General features: G+C 35.7%; 18 protein-coding genes. 15 read left to right on the top strand and 3 right to left on the bottom strand.

The window, feature by feature from the left end:
- The first annotated feature begins 17 nt into the window (after nt 1-17).
- The 10 genes from pdeM to BELBA_RS17435 all read left to right on the top strand — a co-directional run bounded on the left by pdeM (nt 18) and on the right by BELBA_RS17435 (nt 9474).
- Nucleotides 18-686, top strand: coding sequence for a ligase-associated DNA damage response endonuclease PdeM (gene pdeM, locus BELBA_RS17480; RefSeq protein ID WP_014774005.1), 669 nt, complete (start codon nt 18-20; stop codon nt 684-686).
- 127 nt (nt 687-813) lie between these two features.
- Complete coding sequence (locus BELBA_RS17475; protein ID WP_014774004.1) at nt 814-1704, top strand: cell division protein FtsX; 891 nt, start codon at nt 814-816, stop codon at nt 1702-1704.
- A gap of 2 nt (nt 1705-1706) precedes the next feature.
- Nucleotides 1707-1916, top strand: coding sequence for a DUF3098 domain-containing protein (locus BELBA_RS17470; RefSeq protein ID WP_041779432.1), 210 nt, complete (start codon nt 1707-1709; stop codon nt 1914-1916).
- 3 nt (nt 1917-1919) lie between these two features.
- On the top strand, nt 1920-2714 hold the full coding sequence (locus BELBA_RS17465) for an undecaprenyl-diphosphate phosphatase (protein WP_014774002.1): 795 nt from the start codon (nt 1920-1922) through the stop codon (nt 2712-2714).
- 1 nt (nt 2715) lies between these two features.
- Nucleotides 2716-3402 (top strand): tRNA pseudouridine(55) synthase TruB, encoded by a 687-nt coding sequence (gene truB / locus BELBA_RS17460; protein ID WP_014774001.1) that lies wholly within the window; start codon nt 2716-2718, stop codon nt 3400-3402.
- Nucleotides 3389-4321, top strand: coding sequence for a bifunctional riboflavin kinase/FAD synthetase (locus tag BELBA_RS17455; protein ID WP_014774000.1), 933 nt, complete (start codon nt 3389-3391; stop codon nt 4319-4321). Before truB ends, BELBA_RS17455 begins: the two co-directional genes overlap by 14 nt.
- 9 nt (nt 4322-4330) lie before the next feature.
- Nucleotides 4331-5029 (top strand): CoA transferase subunit A, encoded by a 699-nt coding sequence (locus tag BELBA_RS17450; protein WP_014773999.1) that lies wholly within the window; start codon nt 4331-4333, stop codon nt 5027-5029.
- A gap of 320 nt (nt 5030-5349) precedes the next feature.
- Nucleotides 5350-6012: a 3-oxoacid CoA-transferase subunit B gene (locus BELBA_RS17445; protein WP_014773998.1), complete on the top strand. Its 663-nt coding sequence runs from the start codon at nt 5350-5352 to the stop codon at nt 6010-6012.
- Between the two features lie 57 nt (nt 6013-6069).
- Nucleotides 6070-6414, top strand: a complete 345-nt coding sequence (gene gldC / locus BELBA_RS17440; protein ID WP_014773997.1) for a gliding motility protein GldC — start codon at nt 6070-6072, stop codon at nt 6412-6414.
- A 309-nt stretch (nt 6415-6723) separates the two neighbouring features.
- Nucleotides 6724-9474 carry a TonB-dependent receptor gene (locus BELBA_RS17435; protein WP_014773996.1) on the top strand — a complete coding sequence of 917 codons (2751 nt, stop codon included), beginning with the start codon at nt 6724-6726 and terminating at the stop codon, nt 9472-9474.
- Nucleotides 9475-9762: 288 nt separating this feature from the next.
- On the opposite strand, the gene BELBA_RS17430 is transcribed toward BELBA_RS17435, so the two are convergent.
- Genes BELBA_RS17430 through BELBA_RS17420 form a run of 3 tightly spaced genes read right to left on the bottom strand, consistent with a single transcriptional unit; the run spans nt 9763 to nt 14089 of the window.
- The gene (locus BELBA_RS17430; RefSeq protein WP_014773995.1) at nt 9763-11055 is read right to left on the bottom strand and encodes an acetyl-CoA hydrolase/transferase family protein; all 1293 of its coding nucleotides are present in this window, start codon (nt 11053-11055) and stop codon (nt 9763-9765) included.
- Nucleotides 11056-11057: 2 nt separating this feature from the next.
- Nucleotides 11058-13706, bottom strand: coding sequence for a cation-translocating P-type ATPase (locus BELBA_RS17425; RefSeq protein ID WP_014773994.1), 2649 nt, complete (start codon nt 13704-13706; stop codon nt 11058-11060).
- The gene (locus BELBA_RS17420) at nt 13703-14089 is read right to left on the bottom strand and encodes a site-2 protease family protein (protein WP_014773993.1); all 387 of its coding nucleotides are present in this window, start codon (nt 14087-14089) and stop codon (nt 13703-13705) included. The genes BELBA_RS17425 and BELBA_RS17420 overlap by 4 nt, the downstream gene beginning before the upstream one ends.
- Before the next feature lie 355 nt (nt 14090-14444).
- On the opposite strand from BELBA_RS17420, the gene BELBA_RS17415 reads away from it, so the two are divergent.
- The 5 genes from BELBA_RS17415 to BELBA_RS17395 all read left to right on the top strand — a co-directional run bounded on the left by BELBA_RS17415 (nt 14445) and on the right by BELBA_RS17395 (nt 22603).
- Nucleotides 14445-17825, top strand: a complete 3381-nt coding sequence (locus tag BELBA_RS17415) for a methylmalonyl-CoA mutase family protein (protein WP_014773992.1) — start codon at nt 14445-14447, stop codon at nt 17823-17825.
- 205 nt (nt 17826-18030) lie between these two features.
- Nucleotides 18031-18444: an OsmC family protein gene (locus BELBA_RS17410; protein ID WP_014773991.1), complete on the top strand. Its 414-nt coding sequence runs from the start codon at nt 18031-18033 to the stop codon at nt 18442-18444.
- A complete protein-coding gene (locus tag BELBA_RS17405) occupies nt 18444-18683 on the top strand; it encodes a hypothetical protein (protein WP_014773990.1) in 240 nt (79 codons plus the stop codon). Before BELBA_RS17410 ends, BELBA_RS17405 begins: the two co-directional genes overlap by 1 nt.
- Nucleotides 18684-18707: 24 nt before the next feature.
- Nucleotides 18708-19712: a PDC sensor domain-containing protein gene (locus tag BELBA_RS17400; RefSeq protein WP_014773989.1), complete on the top strand. Its 1005-nt coding sequence runs from the start codon at nt 18708-18710 to the stop codon at nt 19710-19712.
- On the top strand, nt 19709-22603 hold the full coding sequence (locus BELBA_RS17395; RefSeq protein ID WP_014773988.1) for a hybrid sensor histidine kinase/response regulator: 2895 nt from the start codon (nt 19709-19711) through the stop codon (nt 22601-22603). The genes BELBA_RS17400 and BELBA_RS17395 overlap by 4 nt, the downstream gene beginning before the upstream one ends.
- Nucleotides 22604-22611: the final 8 nt, after the last annotated feature.

The following is a 22611-nucleotide window of genomic DNA, read 5'->3' as shown; positions in this document are numbered from 1 at the left end:
TAAATGTTAGTTCAATAATGCAAGTGCAATCAGGTGGTTTTGAGTTGATAATAAAGGAGTTGGATTATAGCTTAATGTTATTACCTCAGAAGGCGATTTATATACACAAATACCGAGCTTTATTGATTGCTGACCCTCACTTTGGAAAGGCGGCACATTTTCGTAAAGCTGGAATTCCTATTTCCGAACACCTTCATGATGATGATTTGCAAAAAATCTCACAGTTAATCATTCAATGTGAGCCAAACGAAATTTATTTTTTGGGTGACTTATTTCATTCTGATTTGAATGAATCTTGGTGGGGTTTAGAAGCTTTTATAGATTTATTTCCAAAAGTAAATTTTCATCTCGTGAAAGGAAATCATGATATTCTTCCCAAGGCATGCTACACTTCCGGAAAATGGATCATTCACGAAGAAACTTTGGAGATAGAAAACCTCTTGCTTTCTCACGAGCCACTTCTTGAGGTTCCTAAAAGTAAAATCAATCTATGTGGTCATATTCATCCTGGTATTTCTCTACGTGGAAAAGGAAGACAGAAAGTCACACTTCCTTGCTTCTTTTACTGTCAGCAGAGGATTCTACTTCCTGCTTTTGGCAGGTTCACAGGTTTAGATGTGCTTTCTTGTACCAAATCAGATCAAGCCTTCGTTATTGCTGATGATATGGTAATTCAAATCAATTAAATCGAATAAGATTGGTTATATACCATAAGCTGATTAATTTTGACCAAATTTGATTTTTCGAATGAAATCAATCTTTCGAAAATAATCCAAATCCTCAAAGCAGGGCTAAACCCCTTTTTAAATATTTATGAAAGGCAATTCAAGGAAAAAGACAAAAGTTGGTAAATTCAAGTTTATCTCAGTGCTTTTCAGTACTACTCTTTCACTTTTTATCGTCGGTCTCTTTGGAGTGATTTTTATTCAAGCCAAAACCCTCACTAAAATTATTAGAGAGAATATAGAGATTCAGGTTTTTTTGAATAAAAATATTACAGAAGAGAGAAAAGAAGAAATAGCCAAAACCCTCTCTCAAAAGCCGTTTTTACTTGAAAAAGAAAATAGTAAAGCATTAGTTTTTATTTCGCAAGAAGAAGCAGCTGCAAGTTTTCTAGAAGATACAGGAGAGGATTTTACAGCTTTCCTAGATGACAACCCGCTAAGAGACAGTTATACACTCGCTATCTCAGAAGAATTTCAAACCGCAGATCAAATCAAAGAAATAGTTGCTGAAATTCAAGATATGGATGGTGTATTTGAAGTGACTTACATGTCTGATTTGGTAGAATCGATCAACGAAAATCTATTGAAGGTGAGTTTGGTTATGGGTGGATTTATTGTCATCCTGATTGTCACAGTGATCATGTTGATCAACAATACCATTCGGTTAGCTTTGTTTTCACAAAGGTTCTTGATCAGAAGTATGCAATTGGTAGGAGCTACGAGAGGGTTTATTAGAAGGCCTTTTTTGAGCAGAGCATTTTTCTTTGGAGCCTTGTCAGGTGTATTAGCTTCAGGCATACTCTATGCAATCATTGAATATACAAAAGCGAATATCGATGGCTTCGCTTTATTACAAAATTATGAATTGTTGTACCTTCTTTTTGGAGGATTAGTCATTGTCGGAGCAATGCTATCATTCTTCAGTACTCTCAGAGCTGTAAATAAATACTTAAATATGTCATTGGACGAACTTTATTAAATATGAGCAATCAATCTTTTCCCTTTACCAAGAAAAATTATCAACTGATGCTAATTGGCATCGCAATTATTATAATTGGTTTTACAATTATTGGATTAGATCCAGAAACACATGGATTTGGTTTTATGGGTTTGACTTTAGGCCCGATCATTACTTTGGCGGGATTTATTTTTGAATTTTACGCAATTTTCCATAAGTCGGAATCAAAGTAATCTATGGATATTATCGATGCAATCATCCTCGGAATCGTCCAAGGATTGACAGAGTTTTTGCCCGTTTCCTCAAGTGGTCACTTGGAACTAGTTGCTGCGATTTTGGGGGATTCAAAACTTCCAGAAGAAAGTATGATGTTCACGGTTGTACTTCATTTTGCTACGGCATTATCTACTATATTAGTTTTTAGAAAGGATCTTGTAGAGATTTTCAAAGGGCTTTTTCAATTCAAATGGAATGAAGAAACCAAGTTTTCTCTCAAGATCATTATTTCTATGATTCCCGCGGCTATCGTTGGAGTTTTTTTTAATGATCAACTTGAACAGTTCTTTGGAGGTAAAATAGTCTTTGTGGGATGTATGTTGTTGCTTACAGCAGTTTTACTTTATTTGGCTGATAAGGCAAAAAATACGGACAAACCAGTTGGGTTTTGGAATGCATTTTTGGTTGGTGTTTCTCAAGCAATAGCGATTCTCCCAGGAATATCTAGATCTGGAGCTACGATCTCTACTTCAGTTTTATTAGGAATAGACAAGTCGAAGGCTGCTAGATTTTCTTTCTTGATGGTGGTTCCATTGATTTTAGGAAAAATAGCAAAAGATATTTTGGATGGAGCTTTGACTTATAATTCAGAAAGCTTTGGTTATCTATCGGCAGGTTTTATCGCTGCATTTATTGCTGGGTATTTTGCTTGTACATGGATGATAGCTTTGGTGAGAAAAAGTAAATTGACTTATTTCTCTATTTATTGTGCCATTGTGGGATTGATCGCAATAGGTGCAGGCTTATATTTGTAATATGCAAGAACAGGAACCCTACGGAGAAGTTTTTTTAATAGATAAGCCTTTAGAATGGACTTCCTTTGATGTAGTCAAAAAGGTAAGAAATGCCCTCAAAATCAAGAAAGTTGGCCATGCTGGTACTTTAGACCCATTAGCCACTGGATTGTTGATCGTTTGTGCTGGGAAGAAAACTAAAAGCATAGATGTGTTCATGGGGCAGGAAAAGGAATATACAGGGACTTTTGTTCTTGGAAAGACCACTGAAAGTTTTGATAGGGAAAAGGAAATCATTGAAGTTGCAGATCCTTTCCATCTTACTCTTGAAGATGTGAAAAATGCAGTAGCTGAATTGACTGGTGATATCCTTCAAATTCCACCTATGCACTCTGCAATCAAAGTAGATGGGAAACGAGTCTATGAATCAGCGCGAAAAGGCATTGAAGTTAAAATGGAACCACGTCCCGTTACCGTGTCTGAGTTTGAAATCACAAGATTTGATCTTCCTGAAATTGATTTTAGAATTGTATGTTCCAAAGGAACATATATCAGGAGTTTGGCGAGAGATTTAGGAGAAAAGCTAAAAGTTGGGGCTTATATGTCTGCTTTGACCCGAACAAGAATTGGAGAATTTAGGTTAGAAGATGCAGAAGATTTGACCACTTTAATAGAGAAGATAAAAGCAAGAATGCATGAGGATATATGAAGGAGTTGATGAGTTTGGTCCGGTCAATAATCCCGTTGTCACAAGCGGAACTTTTGATGGTGTCCATCTCGGGCATCAAAAAATCCTCAAAAGGATAAGGAATTTGGCAGATGAACTGAATGGGGAGACTGTTTTGATTACATTCTGGCCACATCCTAGATTGGTATTATATCCTAAAGAGCACAATTTAATGTTGCTTTCTACTTTTGAAGAAAAAGCCAAACTTCTGAGAGAGTCTGGGATTGATCATTTGGTTTCTATACCATTTACAAAAGAATTTTCAGAGTTGAGCTCGGAAGAATTTATTCAAAAAATCCTAATTGGTAAAATTCAAACCCGTAAATTAGTCATAGGTTATGATCATCGATTTGGTAAAAACCGGGAAGGTAGCTTCGAGTATTTAAAAGAGCATATAGACCAATATCCTTTTGAGCTCGAGGAAATATCTAGGGAAGATGTGGATGATGTGGGTGTGTCAAGCACTAAGATACGACAGGCTTTGCAAGAAGGTAAAGTAGATATTGCAAATGGCTATTTGGGGAGACCCTATGAAATTAACGGAATTATAATTAAAGGACAGCAACTAGGTAGATCTATTGGTTTTCCTACTGCAAATATCCATATACCCAATGATTACAAATTGATTCCTTGTGATGGTGCCTATGCTGTAAGAGTCAATGTAGAAGGAGACCAATACAATGGCATGCTTAATATCGGCAATCGACCAACTGTCAACGGAAATAGTCGTAGTATAGAAGTAAACCTTTTTGATTTTGAGGGTGATCTCTATGATAAACGAGTCTGTGTTCAGATTAGAGAATACCTCAGGCCAGAGACGAAATTTGAAGGATTGGAACAATTGAAACAGCAGTTGAAAGCTGATCGTGAAAAAGCAATAAGCATATTAACCCAAAAATAATTTAAAGATATGATCAACAAGACAATAGCAAATGCAGCAGAAGCGGTAGAGGATGTTTTTTCAAATGCAGTGTTGATGTTTGGCGGTTTTGGTCTTTCGGGAATTCCTGAAAACAGTATCAAGGCCTTATTGGAAAGAGATGTCAATGGTTTAACCTGTATTTCTAACAATGCTGGTGTTGATGATTTTGGAATAGGCTTGATGCTTCAAAAGCGGATGGTTAAGAAGATGATTTCGAGCTATGTAGGAGAAAATGCAGAATTTGAAAGACAACTTTTGAGCGGCGAGCTGGAGGTAGAGTTAATTCCTCAAGGAACTTTGGCAGAGAGAGTAAGAGCTGGTGGAGCTGGCATTCCAGCTTTTTTTACACCTGCTGGTGTTGGAACTGAGGTTGCTAATGGCAAGGAATTAAGAGAATTTGACGGGAAATTATACCTTTTAGAAAGATGGTTGAAGGCTGATTTTGCTTTTATCAAAGCCTGGAAAGGAGATACTGCTGGTAATTTGATATTTAAGGGGACGGCGAGAAACTTCAATCCGATGATGGCTGCAGCAGGGAAAATCACTATTGCAGAAGTAGAAGAATTGGTGCCAGCTGGGGAGTTGAATCCCAATGAAATCCATACTCCTGGAATCTATGTTCAAAGGATTTTTCAAGGAAAAGATTATGAAAAAAGAATTGAACAGAGGACAGTAGCTAAAGGATAGGTTTTATTGAAATATGCCTTCGGCGAAATAAAATAGAAATATACTTTGTGAAATATGACCTAACGATATAAGGTTGAAATAAACTTCATGAAATATACCTTCAGTGAAATATAATAGAAATAAACTTCGTGAAATATGCCTTCGGTGAACTAAAATAGAATTAAACTTTGTGATATCCGCCACGGCCAAGTTATGCTTTCGGCGAGATATTACTATATTATTTCCACCTTGTATCTATCATATTTCCATTTATTTCTACTGTATTTCAAACATATTTCTACCCTATATCAATCAACCTTAAACCCAATAAATAAATAGATATGCTCAACAAAGATCAAATAGCTCAAAGAATTGCCAAAGAGGTCAAAAATGGACAATATATCAATTTGGGAATTGGAATACCTACATTAGTTGCAAACTATATTCCGGATGATTTGGAAGTTGTATTGCAGTCCGAAAATGGTCTTTTGGGCATTGGTCCTTTTCCTACTGAAGATAAAGTGGATCCAGATTTAATTAATGCTGGCAAGCAGACAATCACCATGACCAAAGGCTCTGCTCTTTTCAATTCCTCGGAATCTTTTGCAATGATACGAGGTGGACATGTACAGCTTACGATTCTTGGTGCAATGGAAGTTTCTGAGAATGGAGATATTGCCAATTGGAAGATTCCTGGAAAAATGGTCAAAGGAATGGGAGGGGCTATGGATTTGGTAGCTTCTGCAGAAAATATCATTGTAGCGATGCAACATTGCAGCAAAAGTGGTGATTCCAAGTTGCTCAAGGAGTGTAGCCTTCCTATAACTGGCATTAGGTGTGTGAAAAAAATAGTAACTGATTTAGCTGTTTTGGATGTGCTTCCTGAGGGAGGGTTCAAGTTATTGGAAAGAGCTCCTGGAGTGAGTGTGGAGGAGATTCAATCCAAAACAGAAGGTAAATTGGTAGTAGAGGGAGAAATTCCAGAAATGACCTTCGAAGTTTAGTATCATCTCGGAACTATGGGGCTTCTTTTGTAGTTTTGTGGCATTAAATAACAAGCAATGAAAAGTTCAGAAATAAAATTTAAAATCAATCTAGACGATAAAAATCTACCCAAATCTATCCAATGGGATGCTTCTGACAAGGAAGGAGAGGGAGCAGAAGCGACAAAAAGCATCAGTTTGAATGTTTGGGATAATTTGAACCACAGTACGCTGAGAATCGACCTTTGGACAGAGGATATGTCGGTAGCTGAGATGAAGCGTTTCTACATCGATATCGTTGGTGGTATGGCACAGACTATCCTGAATGCAACCGGAGATGAATACATGTCCGAAGAGATGAAAGAACTCTGCGATAGACTAGTCAAACATGTCAATGAAGAGAATAAAAAAGCCAGCCAATAAGCATTAAATACCTGATGAAAGTCAGGTATTTTTTTTTAGATAAATAATGTTTAAAAAACTGTTTTAGAAGAGCGTTAATTAAAAATAGCCTAGAAAGCGTTACATTTTTTTAATATTAAACTAAGAGTCAGTCAGGTTTTTCCTTGATTTTCAACAGGTTCTCAGAAAGTGTTAGGAGTTTCTGATTTTTATTTTTAATTTTTATTTGAATTTATAAAGGATTATTGGGAAAAAAATCTAATTTTCCCAATGATTATCACCTATTATCCCTAATCAACAAAGTATTAACAACTAACCCAAGATTAACTTATGCAAAATTTTACTAGAAAGATTTGGCAGGTAGTTTTATCACTACTTGTCATAGTTTCCTTAAGCGTTACTTCAGGTTACGCACAGACCTCGAATATTTCAGGTTCTGTTACAGAGGAAGAGACGAAAGAAACACTCGTTGGTGTTAATATAGTCGTCAAAGGAAAAGTAGTTGGCACCGTGACGGACTTACGGGGAAACTTTAATTTGAGAGTAAATCAAGAGCCGCCATTTACTTTGGTATTTTCCATGGTTGGATTTACAAGTAAAGAGGTTGAAATTACACAATCGAACATTTCAAATCTCCAAGTTACGTTAGCCGAACAGTCTATCTTAGGTCAAGAAGTTGTGGTGTCAGCATCAAGAATAGAAGAGAATGTTTTGAAATCACCTGTAACTGTTGAAAAAATGGATATTATTTCTATCAGAGAAGCACCTCAGGCAAGTTTCTATGATGGATTGAATAATATGAAAGGTGTTGAAATGAGTACTCAATCAATGACTTTTAAGTCTTTCAACACAAGAGGGTTTAATGCTAATGGAAATGTAAGAACAGTGCAATTAATTGATGGAATGGATAACCAAGCTCCTGGCTTAAATTTCTCAGTTGGAAATATTGCTGGTATCTCCGAATTAGATTTAGAAAGTGTTGAGTTGCTTCCGGGTGCTTCTTCCGCTCTTTATGGCCCAAATGCAATAAATGGCATACTACTAATGAATAGTAAAAATCCTTTTCAATATCAAGGTTTGTCAGTTCAAATGAAAGGGGGTATTATGAGCGAATCAAATAGGTCAAACCAAAGTACTGGATTTACAGATTTTGCCGCAAGATATGCAACAGCTTTTAACGATAGATTAGCACTCAAGGTAAATGTGTCATATTTGAAAGCAGATGATTGGCAAGCAAATGACTTCAGAGATCAGTCTTTAGCCAATGGATTTGGAATTGAAAATGGAACTAGAGAAAATAATCCTGGGTACAACGGTGTCAATATTTATGGTGATGAAACAGGTCAAAGTATGAGAGGAGTTGCTCAAAGTATGATTGCTGCTGGAGCTTTACCAGCAGAAGCATTAGGCCTAATTCCGAATCAATCTGTAACAAGAACTGGATATAGAGAGAGAGATTTAGCAGATTATGATACAGAATCTTTGAAATTAAATGCCGCCCTTCATTGGAGATTAAATGATAATGTAGAAGCAATTTTACAAGGTAATTATGGGACAGGTACAACTGTTTATACTGGCGCAGATAGATATTCATTAACTGGTTTTAGTATTGGGCAATATAAACTTGAATTTAAAGGCGCTAACTGGTTTGTTAGAGGATATACAACTCAAGAAAGATCTGGAGATTCTTATGCGATAGGTATTGCAGCTCAAGGGATAAATGAGGCATGGAAGCCAAGTCAATTGTGGTTTACACAATATATTGGGGCATTTGTCCAAGCAAGGGGGGCTGGACTAGATGAAGCCAGTGCACAGAATGCTGCACGAAATTTTGCCGATCAGGGAAGATACGAACCAGGATCACCTCAATTTAATGCTGCTTTATCCGATGTCAGGTCAAGACCTATTCCAGGTGGAGCAGCAGGAGTAGGGGCAAGATTTGTCGACAAAACAAATTTATATCACCTTGAAGGTTCGTATAGCTTTAAAGATATTACTTGGGCTGACTTTGTAGTTGGTGCCAATTATAGAGTATACGATTTAAATTCGGAAAGAACGTTATTTGCAACTGATGAAAATGGAGAAGAATTTTCAATTACTGAATTCGGAGGATATGTCCAAGGAAGTAAGAGTTTCTTTGAAGACAGATTAAAATTAACATCTTCTGTCCGATATGATAAAAACGAGAATTTTAAAGGTCAATGGTCTCCGAGAGCTTCTGCGGTATACACTGCTGGACAACATAATTTTAGAGCATCATACCAAACTGGCTTTAGAATTCCTACAACTCAAGAACAATATATAGATCTATTGACTCCACAAGCAAGGTTAATTGGCGGCTTACCTTTATTTAGACAAAGATATAACTTTGATTCAAATCCTCCATTTAGTTTGTCATCAGTACAGCAAGGTCAACCGAGACCCTATGAGTTTACTGATTTCCAACCTGAAAGAGTTAAGTCTATTGAAATAGGTTATAAATCTTTGTTAGCAAAAAATAAGCTTCTTATTGATGGATATTACTATTATAATAGATTTGAAAACTTCATTGGAAGCGAAGTTTTACTTCAACCAAATGGTCAAGGAGGATTTAATACATTTTCAATGCCTGTCAATAGGGAGGAAATTATAAATTCTTTTGGTTGGGCTTTAGGACTGGATTATAGGCTCCCTAAAGGTTATACTCTTGGAGGTAATGTGTCATTTAATAAACTTTCCAATATTGAAGAATTAGATGGGTTTCAGCCTGCTTTTAATACTCCAGAATATAGAACTAACATAACTTTTGCTAATAGGGAAGTATTTAAAAACTTTGGTTTTGCTTTAGCATATAGATGGCAAGATGAATTTGTTTGGCAGTCAACATTTGTTTCTCCACAAGTTTCAACAAATAGATTATCAGTTGTACCCGCTTATAGTACTTTAGATGCCCAAGTGAGTTATAAAATAAAATCTATTAAATCTATTGTTAAAATGGGAGGCACAAACTTATTTGGGAATGGCTATACTCAGGCATGGGGGAACCCTACTGTTGGAAGCATGTATTTCGTTTCTATTACGTTTGATGAATTCTTGAATTAATAATAAACTTTCAGTTACATAACAAAAAAACCACCCAAATCGGGTGGTTTTTTGCTTTTCTCTCTTTGTTAAATCTTTTCTGAGCTAACTCAATCTTCCAATGTTCTAATTTTTCAAAATGATTATACGCTTCTTTACAAGTAGCTTCAATTTCTGACACAAAAGGGTGTTGTAAAACAATATCTAATAGTATCTAAATATCAATTAATATCGATTTGTACTGAAAACCCAAGCTTAATTTCATTGCTGGCAAAGTTCCGTATATACATATTTTTCAATCACTAATCCTTACCTCACCGGATACACATAGCTCCCAAATCGATCAATTATCGCTCTTTCTAATTCTTCTCTGTGATCAGGATGTGCTATTTTCATCAATTCATAAGCACGTTGTCTGAGGTTTTTGCCATAGAGATAAGCCACACCAAATTCAGTTACTACATAGTGCATATGAGCTCTTGTAGTTACTACTCCAGCACCCTGTTTTAAGAATGGGACAATTTTACTCGCTCCACGTTTTGTAGCTGCTGAAAGGGCCATAATCGGTTTACCTCCTTCAGATAGTGCGGCTCCTCGCATAAAGTCCATCTGTCCACCTACACCTGAATAGTGATAACTTCCTATAGAATCTGCACACACTTGACCTGTCAGATCTAATTCAAGACAACTGTTGATAGAGACAACTTTTGGATTTTTTCTGATGACTGCGGTATCGTTGACATAAGCAGCTTCATGGAAAGAAAAAATCGGGTTATCATGTATTTTTTGATACATCTCTTTATTGCCTATGGCAAATGAAGTCACGATTTTCCCAGGATGCTTTTTCTTATAGGAATTGGTGATGGCTCCTGATTCTAGAAGTTCGATTACACCATTGGAGAACATTTCTGTATGGATCCCAAGATCTTTGTGATCTGTCAATTTTCTCAAAACAGCATCTGGAATGGCACCAATTCCCATTTGAAGTGTTGCACGGTCTTCAATGAGTTCTGCGATGTAGGAACCTATTTTTAATTCATTTTCACCAATTTTATCCCCATAATTTACCTCTGGAAGGTTTTCATCGACTTCCACCGCAGCAGCAAATCTGCTAAAATGAATGTGTCCATCTCCATGGGTACGCGGCATCTTTTTGTTTACCTGAGCAATGATCAATTTAGCAGTCTCAATTGCTGGTTTTGCTATATCCACAGATACTCCAAGCGAGCAATATCCATGATCATCAGGCTCAGAGACATTGAGGATAGCTACATCAATTGGTAAAATATTATTCCTGAAAAGCCTTCCAATTTCACTTAAAAAAATTGGAACATAGCCACCTTGTTCGCTATTGATTGCTTGTCTTACATTTTCGGAAACGAAAAGAGAATTCATAAAAAAACTCCCTTTACAATCAGGAGATGCTAGGGGCATATCTCCTAATGTAGAAATAGATACTACCTCCACATCTCTTAATTCATCTTTTCGCTCAGCAAGAGCATATAGGAGATGCGTAGGCGTAGCGGCACTTCCATGAATAAATATTCTTTGATTACTTTTTACATGTTTGACAGCTTCTGCTGCGCTTGTGTATTGATACATAGCTAAATAGATTTATGGTTTTTGATGTATTTATAAATTTCTCCTGCCCAAAGCGTAAGAGATGATAAAGCGATCCATTTGATAAACTCTAAGAAATTGACATGTCTGAAATCGAATAATTTAGCGAAAATTGGAACTTCAATGATCAGTATTTGAATAAGAATTGAAATGATCAAAGCATAATTTACCCATTTATTACTAAAAAGCCCGATTTTGAAAATAGATTGATCAAGATTTCTCATATTAAAAACATTAAATAGTTGAGTGAAGGCAATGACAATAAATACCATTGTTCTAGCTTTTTCTATACTTAGCGGCAAATAAAGTTGAAATGCAAAGATCGCTAGGCCTGTCATGATCAATGCGTTTATCAATAAAAATGGAATGATACCTTTTGTTAGAATATTTTCATGAGGACTGATGGGGGCTGAGCAGAGTTCATTTCCTTTTCCTTTTTCAGCAGCAAGAGCTTTATCACAGAATCCATCTGTAACAATATTAATCCATAGAATCTGAGTTGCTGTGAGTGGAATAGGTAATCCAAATGAAATAGCAGCAATTAAAGTTAAAATCTCAGCAAAATTGGTAGTAATCAAGAAGAAGCTAGTTCTTCTTGCATTATTGAAAACAATTCGCCCTTGTTCAATGGCATGAACAATGGTAGAAAAATTGTCATCAGCTAAGACCATCATAGAAGCGTCTTTTGCCACATCTGTTCCCATAATTCCCATAGCGATTCCAATATCAGCTTGTTTGAGAGCAGGTGCATCATTGACTCCATCTCCAGTCATGGCTATTAGCTCACCTGTTTCTTGAAGTGCTTTAGTAATTTTCAGCTTCATTATTGGAGTTAGTCTTGAAAAAACATCAGCTTCTCGAATTGCCTTTTTGAATTCTACTTCTGACATTTCTTGAAGTTGAGTGTCTGTGTAAACTAATTCTCTTCCTGATTTTACTATTCCTACTTTTTTGGCAATTGACATAGCAGTATCAGCATGATCACCTGTAGCCATAATTACCCGAATTCCTGCTTTATGACAAGAAGTAACCGCAGAAATCACTTCGGGTCTTGGCGGATCCATCATTCCTACAGTTCCTACAAATTCTAGATTTTCATCTTTTTCTAAATCCGCTCCAACTTTTCTTGCTAAAGCAAGGACTCTAAGACTCTCTTGCGACCAGGTCTTAATTTTACCTAGTATGTCCGATTTTGCATTATCATCGAATTTTATATTATTTCCATTTTTATCATGATAGGTTGTGCTTCTGTCTAAAATTGACTCTGGAGCTCCTATATAAAACCTCATTTCATGATTGTCTTTAATCAATTTTGTGGATCTGTATTTTAGGTCCGAGTTGAAAGCAAGATCTTCAATGATCTTTAAAGATTTTTTCTTTCCAGCTTTATTCCCCAAAACTAAAAATGCGGCTTCTGTTGGGTCTCCTATAACTTTGAGCTTATCATTTTCATTAACTTCTATAGCAGATTGATGACAATGAGCGGTGATTTCAAATAATATTTCAAGAGAATTGACGTCTTTTTCATCACCCAAAAAAGTACCTTTGCTTTCCCAGCCTTCACCAGTCACTTCTACATCTGAAATACCATGTGTCCACACTTTTTTAATCGTCATGGTATTTTGGGTGAGTGTGCCTGTTTTGTCAGTGATGATAGTACTCACAGACCCGAGACTCTCAGTAGCGCTCATTTCTCTAATGATTGCATTTTTACTCGACATCCGATATGAACCTATTGCTAATACAATGGATAAAACTGCTGGAAGACCTTCAGGAATAGCAGATACCAAAGCTGCAATGGAAATAAGTAACAATTCACTCTTATCCACCTCAAGCACTAAAAGTCCAACAAGAAAAAGTAGGATAGCACTTCCTATTGCGATGAAAGCCATCTGCATGGCCAACTTATCTGTTTTCTTTTGAAAGTTTGTCTTTTTAGGAAGGATGCCCTTCAAACTAGCCGCAATCTGCCCAATTTGAGTTTGCAGACCTGTGGCAGTAACTACAGCCTTTATGCTACCACTAGCTACAAAAGTACCTTTCCAAACCATATTTTTTTGGTCAGAAAAGCCACATGATTCCGAATGGATTTTATCGGTTTTTTGAATAGGTAAAGATTCACCCGTAAGTGAAGCTTCGGCTGTTCGAGCGTTTTTTTGATCTATTATTCTTGCATCTGCAGGAATGCTATCACCTTCCTCTAAAACAAGAATATCTCCTTGAACTAAGTCTGTAGAATTTATCTTTACAAGTTGGTTATTTCTTATCACCTTACATTGTGGTATGAGTAGAGCTTTTAGTGCAGCAAGAGCCCCTTCAGCTTTATATTCTTGAACAAAACCAATTAATGCATTGATAAGAATGATCCCCAAAATCACATATACATCAACATAGTGCTTCGTGAAAAATGATATTCCTGCCGCAAAGAACAGAATATATACCATCAAGTTATTGAACTGCTTGATAATCAGTTTTAAAATTGACTTTCTATCTGGATCTGGGAGGCTGTTTTTTCCAAAATGGGATAGCCTTCTCTTGACCTCGTCTTCATTTAGACCATTTTTACTTGAGTTCAATTGCCTTAGCAGAACGTCAGATTCAATCAAATATGGATCTTTGATAGGTGTGATCATTTCGATAAAGCTGACTTTACTAAAATAAATTCTGTAATATTATCTTGGTCTAAGATTCCTAAGAAATGTCCATTTTCGATTACAAAAGCCACTTTTCTTGGATCTTCTGGTAGTTTTTCAAGTCTAGCGACACCTCCGATGGGGAATAAAGTGATGTCTTGGGTATTTATTCCATATTTTTGAGCAGCTAAGGCATGACCAAATTCATGCAAAATCACACAAAAGAATAGCCCAATCACAAAGATTAGTGTCCAAAGAATCTCCTCAACAGGTGCATTAGCTCTAAGATTTGAAATCACAATCCAGAGTAACAATAATGAAAAGGTCCAATGAATAAAAACTTTTACATGCTTGTAAGTACCGAGATACAGTGAGAGTTTCATAAGCCAATTATCAAGATCCTAATGTCTATTTAAGGTAATAATTTGGGATTTCATGATGCAAAGAACGGGTAATCTTATTCCAAATTTCATGATGAAAATCAGTTAATAATATGATTTCATTTATAGATAAAATATTATATTTTATTTTGAATCATAGGGCTATTTTTATTCTGTTTGTAGAAATATCAGATTATGAATGATTTATTCAGAATATTATTTCGAAAAGCTTATGAATTTGTACTGTTCAAATCTTCTAATTTTCTTATATTCGCAGACTTATAATTAAGTATTTAGAGAACTTTATTACTTTGACTTTAGTCATAATCACGAGAAATTATATAAACCCAATTCATACATGTCAGTTGTAACAGAAATTTATAAACCTAAAAATCACATCCGACTCGTAACAGCAGCGTCACTTTTTGATGGACATGATGCGGCGATCAATATCATGAGAAGGATTATTCAATCCACTGGTTGTGAGGTTATTCATTTAGGGCATAATAGATCAGTTTTAGAAATTGTAGACTGTGCGATTCAAGAAGATGTACAAGCCATAGCAATCACATCTTATCAAGGTGGTCATGTGGAGTTTTTCAAATACATGTATGATTTGCTAAAAGAAAAAGGAGCTGGTCATATCAAGATTTTTGGAGGCGGTGGAGGAACGATTCTGCCAAAAGAGATCAAAGAACTTCACGAATACGGAATCACTAGGATCTATGCACCTGACGATGGAAGATCGATGGGTTTACAAGGAATGATCAATGACCTTGTGCAAAAGGCAGATTTTCCAGTTGGTAAAGATCATCAAGGATCCGACGCTCTGGATAAACATAACAAGCAGGAGCTTGCCAAGTTAATTTCCGCTGCTGAAAATTTCCCAGAAGAAAGTAAAGCTATTTTGGAAAAAGTAAGAAAGCTCTCTTCGCAAAGCAAAACACCCGTTTTAGGTATTACAGGGACTGGTGGAGCAGGAAAATCTTCTCTTGTTGATGAGTTAGTGAGGAGATTTTTGATTGATTTTAAAGATAAAAATATCGCAATTATCTCTGTGGATCCCTCCAAGAGAAAAACAGGAGGAGCATTACTTGGAGATAGAATTAGGATGAATGCGATTCATCATCCAAATGTATATATGCGGTCTTTGGCAACAAGACAATCTAATCTTGCGCTTTCAAAGTATGTTCAAGACGCGGTAGATATCGTTAAAGCAGCAAATTTTGATTTGATTATTTTAGAAACCTCTGGAATTGGTCAATCAGATACAGAAATTATTGAGCATTCTGATATGTCGCTTTATGTGATGACTCCTGAGTATGGTGCTGCCACACAATTGGAGAAGATAGATATGTTGGATTTCGCAGATGTTATTGCATTAAATAAGTTTGATAAAAGAGGAGCGCAAGACGCACTTCGAGATGTCAAGAAGCAATATAAGCGCAATCACAATTTATGGGATATTGCGGATGAAGATATTCCAGTGTTTGGTACAATCGCTTCGCAATTCAATGATCCGGGAATGAACTCTCTATACAAAGGTATTATTCAGAAATTGGTAGAGAAAACTGGTGTAGATTTGCAAACCTCCTTTGAAGTGACAGGTGAAATGTCTGAAAAGATATACATCATTCCTCCAGCTAGAACCCGATATCTATCTGAAATTTCGGAAAATAATAGAAACTACAGCAAATGGGCTGAAGAGCAAAAAGAAGTTGCTCAGAAACTTTTTAGCATAACAAAATCTATTGAAGCAATCACAGCAACAAGCATCGAAGACAAAGATCGTTTGGTGAAAGAGCTTCAGGAAGTATATGCCCAAGTCGAGTTGGAATTGGATCCAAAAAATAAAAAATGGCTGGAAGAATGGCCTGAAAAAGCCCAAAAATATAGGGACGATTTCTATATCTTCAAGGTGAGAGACAAAGAAATTAAAGTTAAAACCCATACCATTTCACTTTCAGGAAGTAGTATTCCTAAGGTTTCTTTGCCTAGGTATGAAGCTTGGGGGGATTTGTTAAAATGGGGATTGACTGAAAATGTACCAGGGGAATTTCCTTATACCTCAGGAGTTTTTCCATTTAAAAGAGAAGGGGAAGACCCTACAAGGATGTTTGCTGGAGAAGGCGGCCCAGAGAGGACAAACAAACGATTCCACTATGTATCCAAAGGTTTGCCAGCTAAAAGACTTTCAACAGCTTTTGATTCTGTGACACTTTATGGAGAAGACCCTGATTACAGACCTGATATTTATGGAAAAATTGGTAATTCTGGAGTGAATATCTGTTGTCTAGATGATGCAAAGAAGCTTTATTCTGGATTCAATTTAGCAGATCCGCTGACTTCTGTATCAATGACAATCAATGGCCCTGCGGCCACTATGACTGCATTTTTTATGAATGCAGCGATCGATCAGCAGTGCGAAATCTATATCAAAGCGAATGGCTTAGAAGAAGAAGTTAACCGAAAAATAAATTCCATATACAAAGATAAAGGGGTTCAAAGACCCCAATATCATGGGCAAATTCCTGAAGGAAACGATGGGCTTGGTTTGATGCTATTAGGTGTGACTGGTGACGAAGTCTTGCCAGCTGATGTTTATGCCAAAATCAAAACTGAAACCGTAGCAAAAGTCAGGGGAACTGTTCAGGCAGATATTCTTAAAGAAGATCAAGCTCAAAATACTTGTATTTTCTCAACGGAATTTTCCTTGAGGTTGATGGGAGATGTGCAACAGTATTTCATAGATCAGAATATTAGAAATTTTTATTCGGTTTCTATTTCAGGCTATCACATTGCCGAGGCAGGTGCCAATCCGATTACACAATTGGCATTGACACTTTCCAATGGATTTACTTATGTGGAATATTACGTGTCGAGAGGTATGGATATCAATAAGTTTGCACCGAATCTCTCTTTCTTCTTTTCGAATGGCATTGATCCAGAATATTCTGTAATCGGAAGAGTAGCGCGAAGAATTTGGGCAAAAGCCATGAAATTGAAGTATGCAGCGAATGAGCGTTCGCAAATGTTGAAATATCATATCCAAACATCTGGGCGATCACTTCATGCTCAGGAAATTGACTTCAATGATATCAGAACAACCTTGCAGGCACTATATGCTATTTATGACAACTGTAATTCATTACATACCAACGCTTATGATGAAGCTATTACTACGCCAACAGAAGCATCAGTAAGAAGAGCTATGGCAATTCAGTTGATCATAAATAAGGAATTGGGACTAGCGAAAAATGAAAATCCACTTCAAGGTTCTTTTATTATTGAAGAGCTTACAGATTTGGTTGAGGAAGCTGTTTATGTAGAGTTTGATAGAATTACAGAACGTGGAGGGGTCTTGGGTGCTATGGAAACAATGTATCAAAGAGGAAAAATCCAAGAAGAAAGTTTACACTATGAAATGCTCAAGCATACGGGAGAATACCCTATCATTGGTGTAAATACATTTTTGTCTTCTGAGGGATCTCCAACAGTGACTCCAGGAGAAGTAATCCGAGCAAACGTTGAGGAAAAAGAAGCGCAAATTTCAACACTTCAAAATCTTCATAAGAAAAATGAAAATAAATCAGAAGCTTGGTTGAGTGCACTTCAGGAAGCTGCAATTAGAAATGAAAATATTTTCGAAAAACTAATGGATGCTGCCAAATATTGTTCTTTAGGTCAAATTACGCACGCACTTTATGAAGTTGGAGGACAATATCGAAGAAATATGTAAGAAGAGGAGAGGCTAGATTTAAGATATAAGAAGTAAGATTCAAGATATAAGATTTCCATTTGCAGAGAGTATTCTATTTATAATACTGAGTTCTTCATTTTAAATTTAAAAAATGGCGAATGCAAAACTCAGAATTATTGATAAGGGGATAATCTATTTACAGGCCAAACCTTCCAACTAATTTAAAAATTTCAATTCAAAAACCATGAGCAAAAGAAACGTAACTGTCCGAATGAAAGCGGACTATGAGTATGAAGCAGTAAATCAGCAGGGTAATGTGGTACAAATAGACATGTATGATGCTCCAAATAAAAAGGCTCAATCGCCTATGGACCTTTTGCTTTCTGCCTTGGCGGGTTGTGGATCAGTGGATGCAGTAGGCATGATGAAAAAAAAGAGGAAGACAATCGTTGATTTTTATGTAGAAGCCGAAGGTGATAGATATGATGGTATTCCAGCATACTACAAATCTATTCATTTGAAATTTGTCCTTGTTTCTCCTGATGCAACAGAGGAAGAATTCAAAAAAGTAGTTGCTTTGTCAGTGGAAAAATACTGTTCTGTAGCATCTTCTTTAAAATCAGAAATAACTTTTAGCGCTGAAGTTTTAAGACCATAATGAGAGTTGTCAAAGAGTTTGTCAAAGAAGATATAAGAATTTCAATCTTTTCCTGGAATAATAAATATCTGATTAAGTTTGAACTTGGTCCGATGGAGCAGACATTTAAAGTCCCTGAAATGGATATTTTAGAAGAATCCGATTTGGCGGGGTTTTACGAGGGTGAATTTTGGGCAGCTGTTCAGAATAGATTCAAAGAAATGGGACAAACTCTTCAAAAACAACTTGAAAATCTTTAGCTTTAGGGAAACTACTAAAGATATATGAAGCGTTTTTGTTTTCTGCCTTTTTTTATTTTGATTTTCACATTTTCATGTACTTCAAAAGTTGATAAGTTTTCCGAAGGAATTACAATGGAAATTGAGACTTTTATTTCATTGATAGAGTACGACTTTGAAATATTAGAAAATGAAATCGAGAAAATTGAAGTAAATATCATTGAACTTTTTGAGAATAAAGAGGAGATTTTAGCAAAAGCTGACAAGTCAAAGTATAAAATTGAAGGAGCTTTTGCGAATACTGCACCAAATGCAGACCCTAAGTTGAGTACATTATATTTTCCGACTACAGGAAAGGATAAAAAAGCAGTAGAGGAGCTGATTTTTTTAACCAATCCTTTAGATGATATTTTTAGAGAGGTGATCAAAGACAACGAGGTTATTACTCAAGTTTATTTCAATAGTGCAGTACAGCTGAATAGATTATATCCTCCTTACGATGCAAGGACGATGCTGAGTTCGGATCTTGATGTGACCTCTTATAATTTTTATTATAAGGCAGACGAGAAAAATAATCCAAAAAAAGAACTTGTCTGGATAGAGGAAATTTATATTGATCCTGTTGGCAAAGGATGGGTGCTTTCATTACTTAATCCGATTTACTTTGAAGATCAATTAAAAATGGTTTTGGCTTTTGATATCTCAATCAATTCCATTCTAGAAAATTATCTTTCAAAAACTAGTAGGCAATTGGTGATTATTGACCAAACAGGAACCGTTGTAGCTGGTCATCCAAGGGCTATTGAAGCACTATCATTGCCTCCACTTAAAAATCACACCTACTTACAAACCATCACGCTCGATAGCTTTAGACCAGAAGAGTATAATCTTTTCAAAAGCAAAAGTAAAGAAGTCAGAAAAATGATTTCTAATCTACTTCTTGCTGGAGCTGATACTTATTTGTTGAAAGAAGGTTTAGATAATTTTGAAGTAAATGCATATCCAATGAAAAGGTTGAATTGGTTGGTATTAGACGTAGCTATCAAATGATTGAATTTGATTCAAAATTTTCGAAAAGTTACTCCACAGCCTATCGATGGTTTGTCGTAACTGGTGTTGTCGTAGTAATGTTAATTTTCTTTTTAGCATTTAATTTTTTTAATGCTTTGACAGATAATCAACTAGACGCGAGGCAACAATTTTTAAATAAGCAAGTAGAACTCGTCGCAAAAGAAATTCAAAATAGGTTCGAGACGACCTATGAGGATTTGATATTTTTTGTCAATAACCTCGAACCTTGGACTTACGAAAGAGGAAATAATGAAGAGATAGCTTTTGAAATGAGGGCAAGGAGGATTTTTAATAATCATAGAAATATCTTAGATACATTAATAGTAGCTTTCCCAAATAAGACTGTATCCTTTCATTTTGATGAAAGGAACAATTTTATCAAATCGATTTTGAATCCAAATGAATCTATAGCTACGGAAAGTCAAAACAAAATAAAATTCGAAAATCCTTCGAAGGCCGTTGAGATTCATGGGATTTTTAATTTAGACAGATTTTTGGGAGATGAATTAGGGAATTATTATTTAGGACTTTCCAGTGAAAAACTCTTGTATAAAAATGGGGAGATTTTTGGTCTTTATGAATACCTTCCTAGAAGTGGATATAGGATTTTGTCCACCACAATGGAGGAACTCGATAAAGATATAAAAAATGGTCTTAGAGGAGGTTATCAGGGTTTTTTAGTCAATGAAATTGAGAGCAAACAATTCGAGGCTATTATTTTCCAATATCCTTTTAATTTATATCCTCTTGAGGATACTTTATCGGTAGTTTTTATTCAGGACAAACGCATTGCAACAGCGGGAATATATAGCACATACTTTTACCTTTTGATTGGTTTGATGTTTTTGTTGCTTGTTGTGATTTTGATTTTGTACCGGTTTATAAAAAATGCTAGAATTTCAAATGAGATTTTAAAAGAAAATTCAGAGAAGATTGAAGGCTTATTTAGACAGCAGAGTTTATTGCTTCAAGAATCCAAAGGATTTATATATTTTCAGGATGCTGATAGAAAGATGATTAGTGTCAGCGATGAAGTCAAAGATGTTTTAGGTTATGAATCAGAAGATTTTAAGGCTAATTTTCATAAGTTTATTTCTAAGGAAGATTTAAAAAAGCTCAATAATGTCATCACTGAATCCATAGATAATAAGAATGACAACTTTTCATTGGAGTTTGATTTCTTGCATAAAAATGGAGAATGGTTGAGGGTTAGAGTGTTTGAAAAATTGTTTTTTGATGATTTAGGCCAATTTACAGGAAACGTCGGGATATGTACGGATAGTAATGAGCGATATTTATCAGAGCAAGAACTGCTAAGGAGTAACAATAGACTTATTTCAGTTTTGAAAAGTTTGCCTGATATCATTTTTATTTATAGCAATGAAGGTGTCTTTTTGGATTATTTCGTACAGGATGATTCGATGTTGATTAGTCCTGCAAAAGAGTCTATGGGGAAATCAATAAATGAAGTTTTACCAGAGCCATTGAGTGAGGAAATCATGAATGGTTTTGAAAAGGCACGCACTTCGGGCAAGCTTGTGACTATTGAATTTGAAGCTTTGTCCAAATCGGGTAAAAAATTCTTTGAGACAAGACTTTTTAAGTTAGACGAAGAGCGAATGATATCAATCGCACGAGATATTACTGGCCAAAAACTTTGGGAAAAAGGACTTCAAGAAGCAATGGAGTCTGCTGAACTTTCCAATAAAGCTAAATCAGAATTTTTGGCAAATATGAGTCACGAAATAAGAACACCCATGAATGGTCTATTGGGGATTATTGGTTTGATGGAAAAGACTCAGTTAAGTAAAGATCAGAAAGAATTTTTGCAAGTCATTAAAGATTCCGGGCAATCCTTATCTGTAATAATAAACGACATTTTAGATTATTCTAAGATTGAAGCTGGGATGATGAAGCTTGAAGGATCAGTGTTTCATTTTAAGAATGAAATTGAAAAAATTCTCAAGATTTTTTCCGCACTGATTCAGGAAAAAAACATCAAACTGAAATATCAATTTGGACCTTTGATCCCAGAATATCTTGAGCTAGACAAAGAAAAACTAGGCCAAATCCTGTTTAATTTAATAGGCAACGCAATCAAGTTCACTCCAAATGATGGAGAAATCTCTCTACAAATGAGTGGAGAGTTGTTCTTAGAAAGTAATATAATCTTAAATTTCTCAATTTCAGATTCTGGCATTGGGATTCCTGAAGATAAAATCAGTTCATTGATTGAGCCATTTGTACAAGTTGATGGAAGTGCGACACGAGAGTATAGAGGTACTGGATTGGGTTTGGCAATTTCTAACAAGCTCATAGAGTTAATGGGAGGGGAGTTGCGAATTGAAAGTAAAGAAAATAAAGGCTCAACTTTTTCTTTTAATGTTTTTGGGAAAATCTGGAAAGAGGAAGAGCAGATATTAGATGTGACAAGTTCAAAAGAGGAGGAGGATTTTAACTGGGAGCAGATGGCCGATTCTTTTCCTATGGAAATTTTATTAGTTGAGGATAACGAGACTAATCTGAAATTTATGAAAATGCTGATGAAAGAGTTAGGCTATGAGGTTGTAATTGCATTTAATGGTTTAGAAGCTGTGAATTTTGTAAAAGAGAGAGATTTTGATTTGATATTTATGGATATTCAAATGCCAAAAATGAATGGTCTTGAAGCAACTAAAATCATCAAGGATTTGGAAAGGAAAAAGAATATTCCTATAGTAGGATTGTCTGCTAACGCATTTCAGGGAGATATCAATGAAGCACTTGCGGTTGGTATGGATGCATATCTTGCCAAACCTGTTCAGGTTAAAGATATTGCATTGATTATAAAAAAACATTTTGATATAAAAGTTAAAAAGGAGATCAATTGACCTCCTTT

The sequence above is a fragment of the Belliella baltica DSM 15883 genome, assembly GCF_000265405.1.
Taxonomy (GTDB): Bacteria; Bacteroidota; Bacteroidia; order Cytophagales; family Cyclobacteriaceae; genus Belliella; species Belliella baltica.
This window is presented reverse-complemented; position numbering and strand designations above follow the sequence as displayed.

Excerpts from the sequence above, each read along its gene's own strand:
- pdeM (WP_014774005.1), top strand. The coding sequence starts at position 18 with ATGCAAGTGCAATCAGGTGGTTTTGAGTTGATAATAAAGGAGTTGGAT.
- BELBA_RS17475 (WP_014774004.1), top strand. The coding sequence starts at position 814 with ATGAAAGGCAATTCAAGGAAAAAGACAAAAGTTGGTAAATTCAAGTTT.
- BELBA_RS17470 (WP_041779432.1), top strand. The coding sequence starts at position 1,707 with ATGAGCAATCAATCTTTTCCCTTTACCAAGAAAAATTATCAACTGATG.
- BELBA_RS17465 (WP_014774002.1), top strand. The coding sequence starts at position 1,920 with ATGGATATTATCGATGCAATCATCCTCGGAATCGTCCAAGGATTGACA.
- truB (WP_014774001.1), top strand. The coding sequence starts at position 2,716 with ATGCAAGAACAGGAACCCTACGGAGAAGTTTTTTTAATAGATAAGCCT.
- BELBA_RS17455 (WP_014774000.1), top strand. The coding sequence starts at position 3,389 with ATGAGGATATATGAAGGAGTTGATGAGTTTGGTCCGGTCAATAATCCC.
- BELBA_RS17450 (WP_014773999.1), top strand. The coding sequence starts at position 4,331 with ATGATCAACAAGACAATAGCAAATGCAGCAGAAGCGGTAGAGGATGTT.
- BELBA_RS17445 (WP_014773998.1), top strand. The coding sequence starts at position 5,350 with ATGCTCAACAAAGATCAAATAGCTCAAAGAATTGCCAAAGAGGTCAAA.
- gldC (WP_014773997.1), top strand. The coding sequence starts at position 6,070 with ATGAAAAGTTCAGAAATAAAATTTAAAATCAATCTAGACGATAAAAAT.
- BELBA_RS17435 (WP_014773996.1), top strand. The coding sequence starts at position 6,724 with ATGCAAAATTTTACTAGAAAGATTTGGCAGGTAGTTTTATCACTACTT.
- BELBA_RS17430 (WP_014773995.1), bottom strand. The coding sequence starts at position 11,055 with ATGTATCAATACACAAGCGCAGCAGAAGCTGTCAAACATGTAAAAAGT.
- BELBA_RS17425 (WP_014773994.1), bottom strand. The coding sequence starts at position 13,706 with ATGATCACACCTATCAAAGATCCATATTTGATTGAATCTGACGTTCTG.
- BELBA_RS17420 (WP_014773993.1), bottom strand. The coding sequence starts at position 14,089 with ATGAAACTCTCACTGTATCTCGGTACTTACAAGCATGTAAAAGTTTTT.
- BELBA_RS17415 (WP_014773992.1), top strand. The coding sequence starts at position 14,445 with ATGTCAGTTGTAACAGAAATTTATAAACCTAAAAATCACATCCGACTC.
- BELBA_RS17410 (WP_014773991.1), top strand. The coding sequence starts at position 18,031 with ATGAGCAAAAGAAACGTAACTGTCCGAATGAAAGCGGACTATGAGTAT.
- BELBA_RS17405 (WP_014773990.1), top strand. The coding sequence starts at position 18,444 with ATGAGAGTTGTCAAAGAGTTTGTCAAAGAAGATATAAGAATTTCAATC.
- BELBA_RS17400 (WP_014773989.1), top strand. The coding sequence starts at position 18,708 with ATGAAGCGTTTTTGTTTTCTGCCTTTTTTTATTTTGATTTTCACATTT.
- BELBA_RS17395 (WP_014773988.1), top strand. The coding sequence starts at position 19,709 with ATGATTGAATTTGATTCAAAATTTTCGAAAAGTTACTCCACAGCCTAT.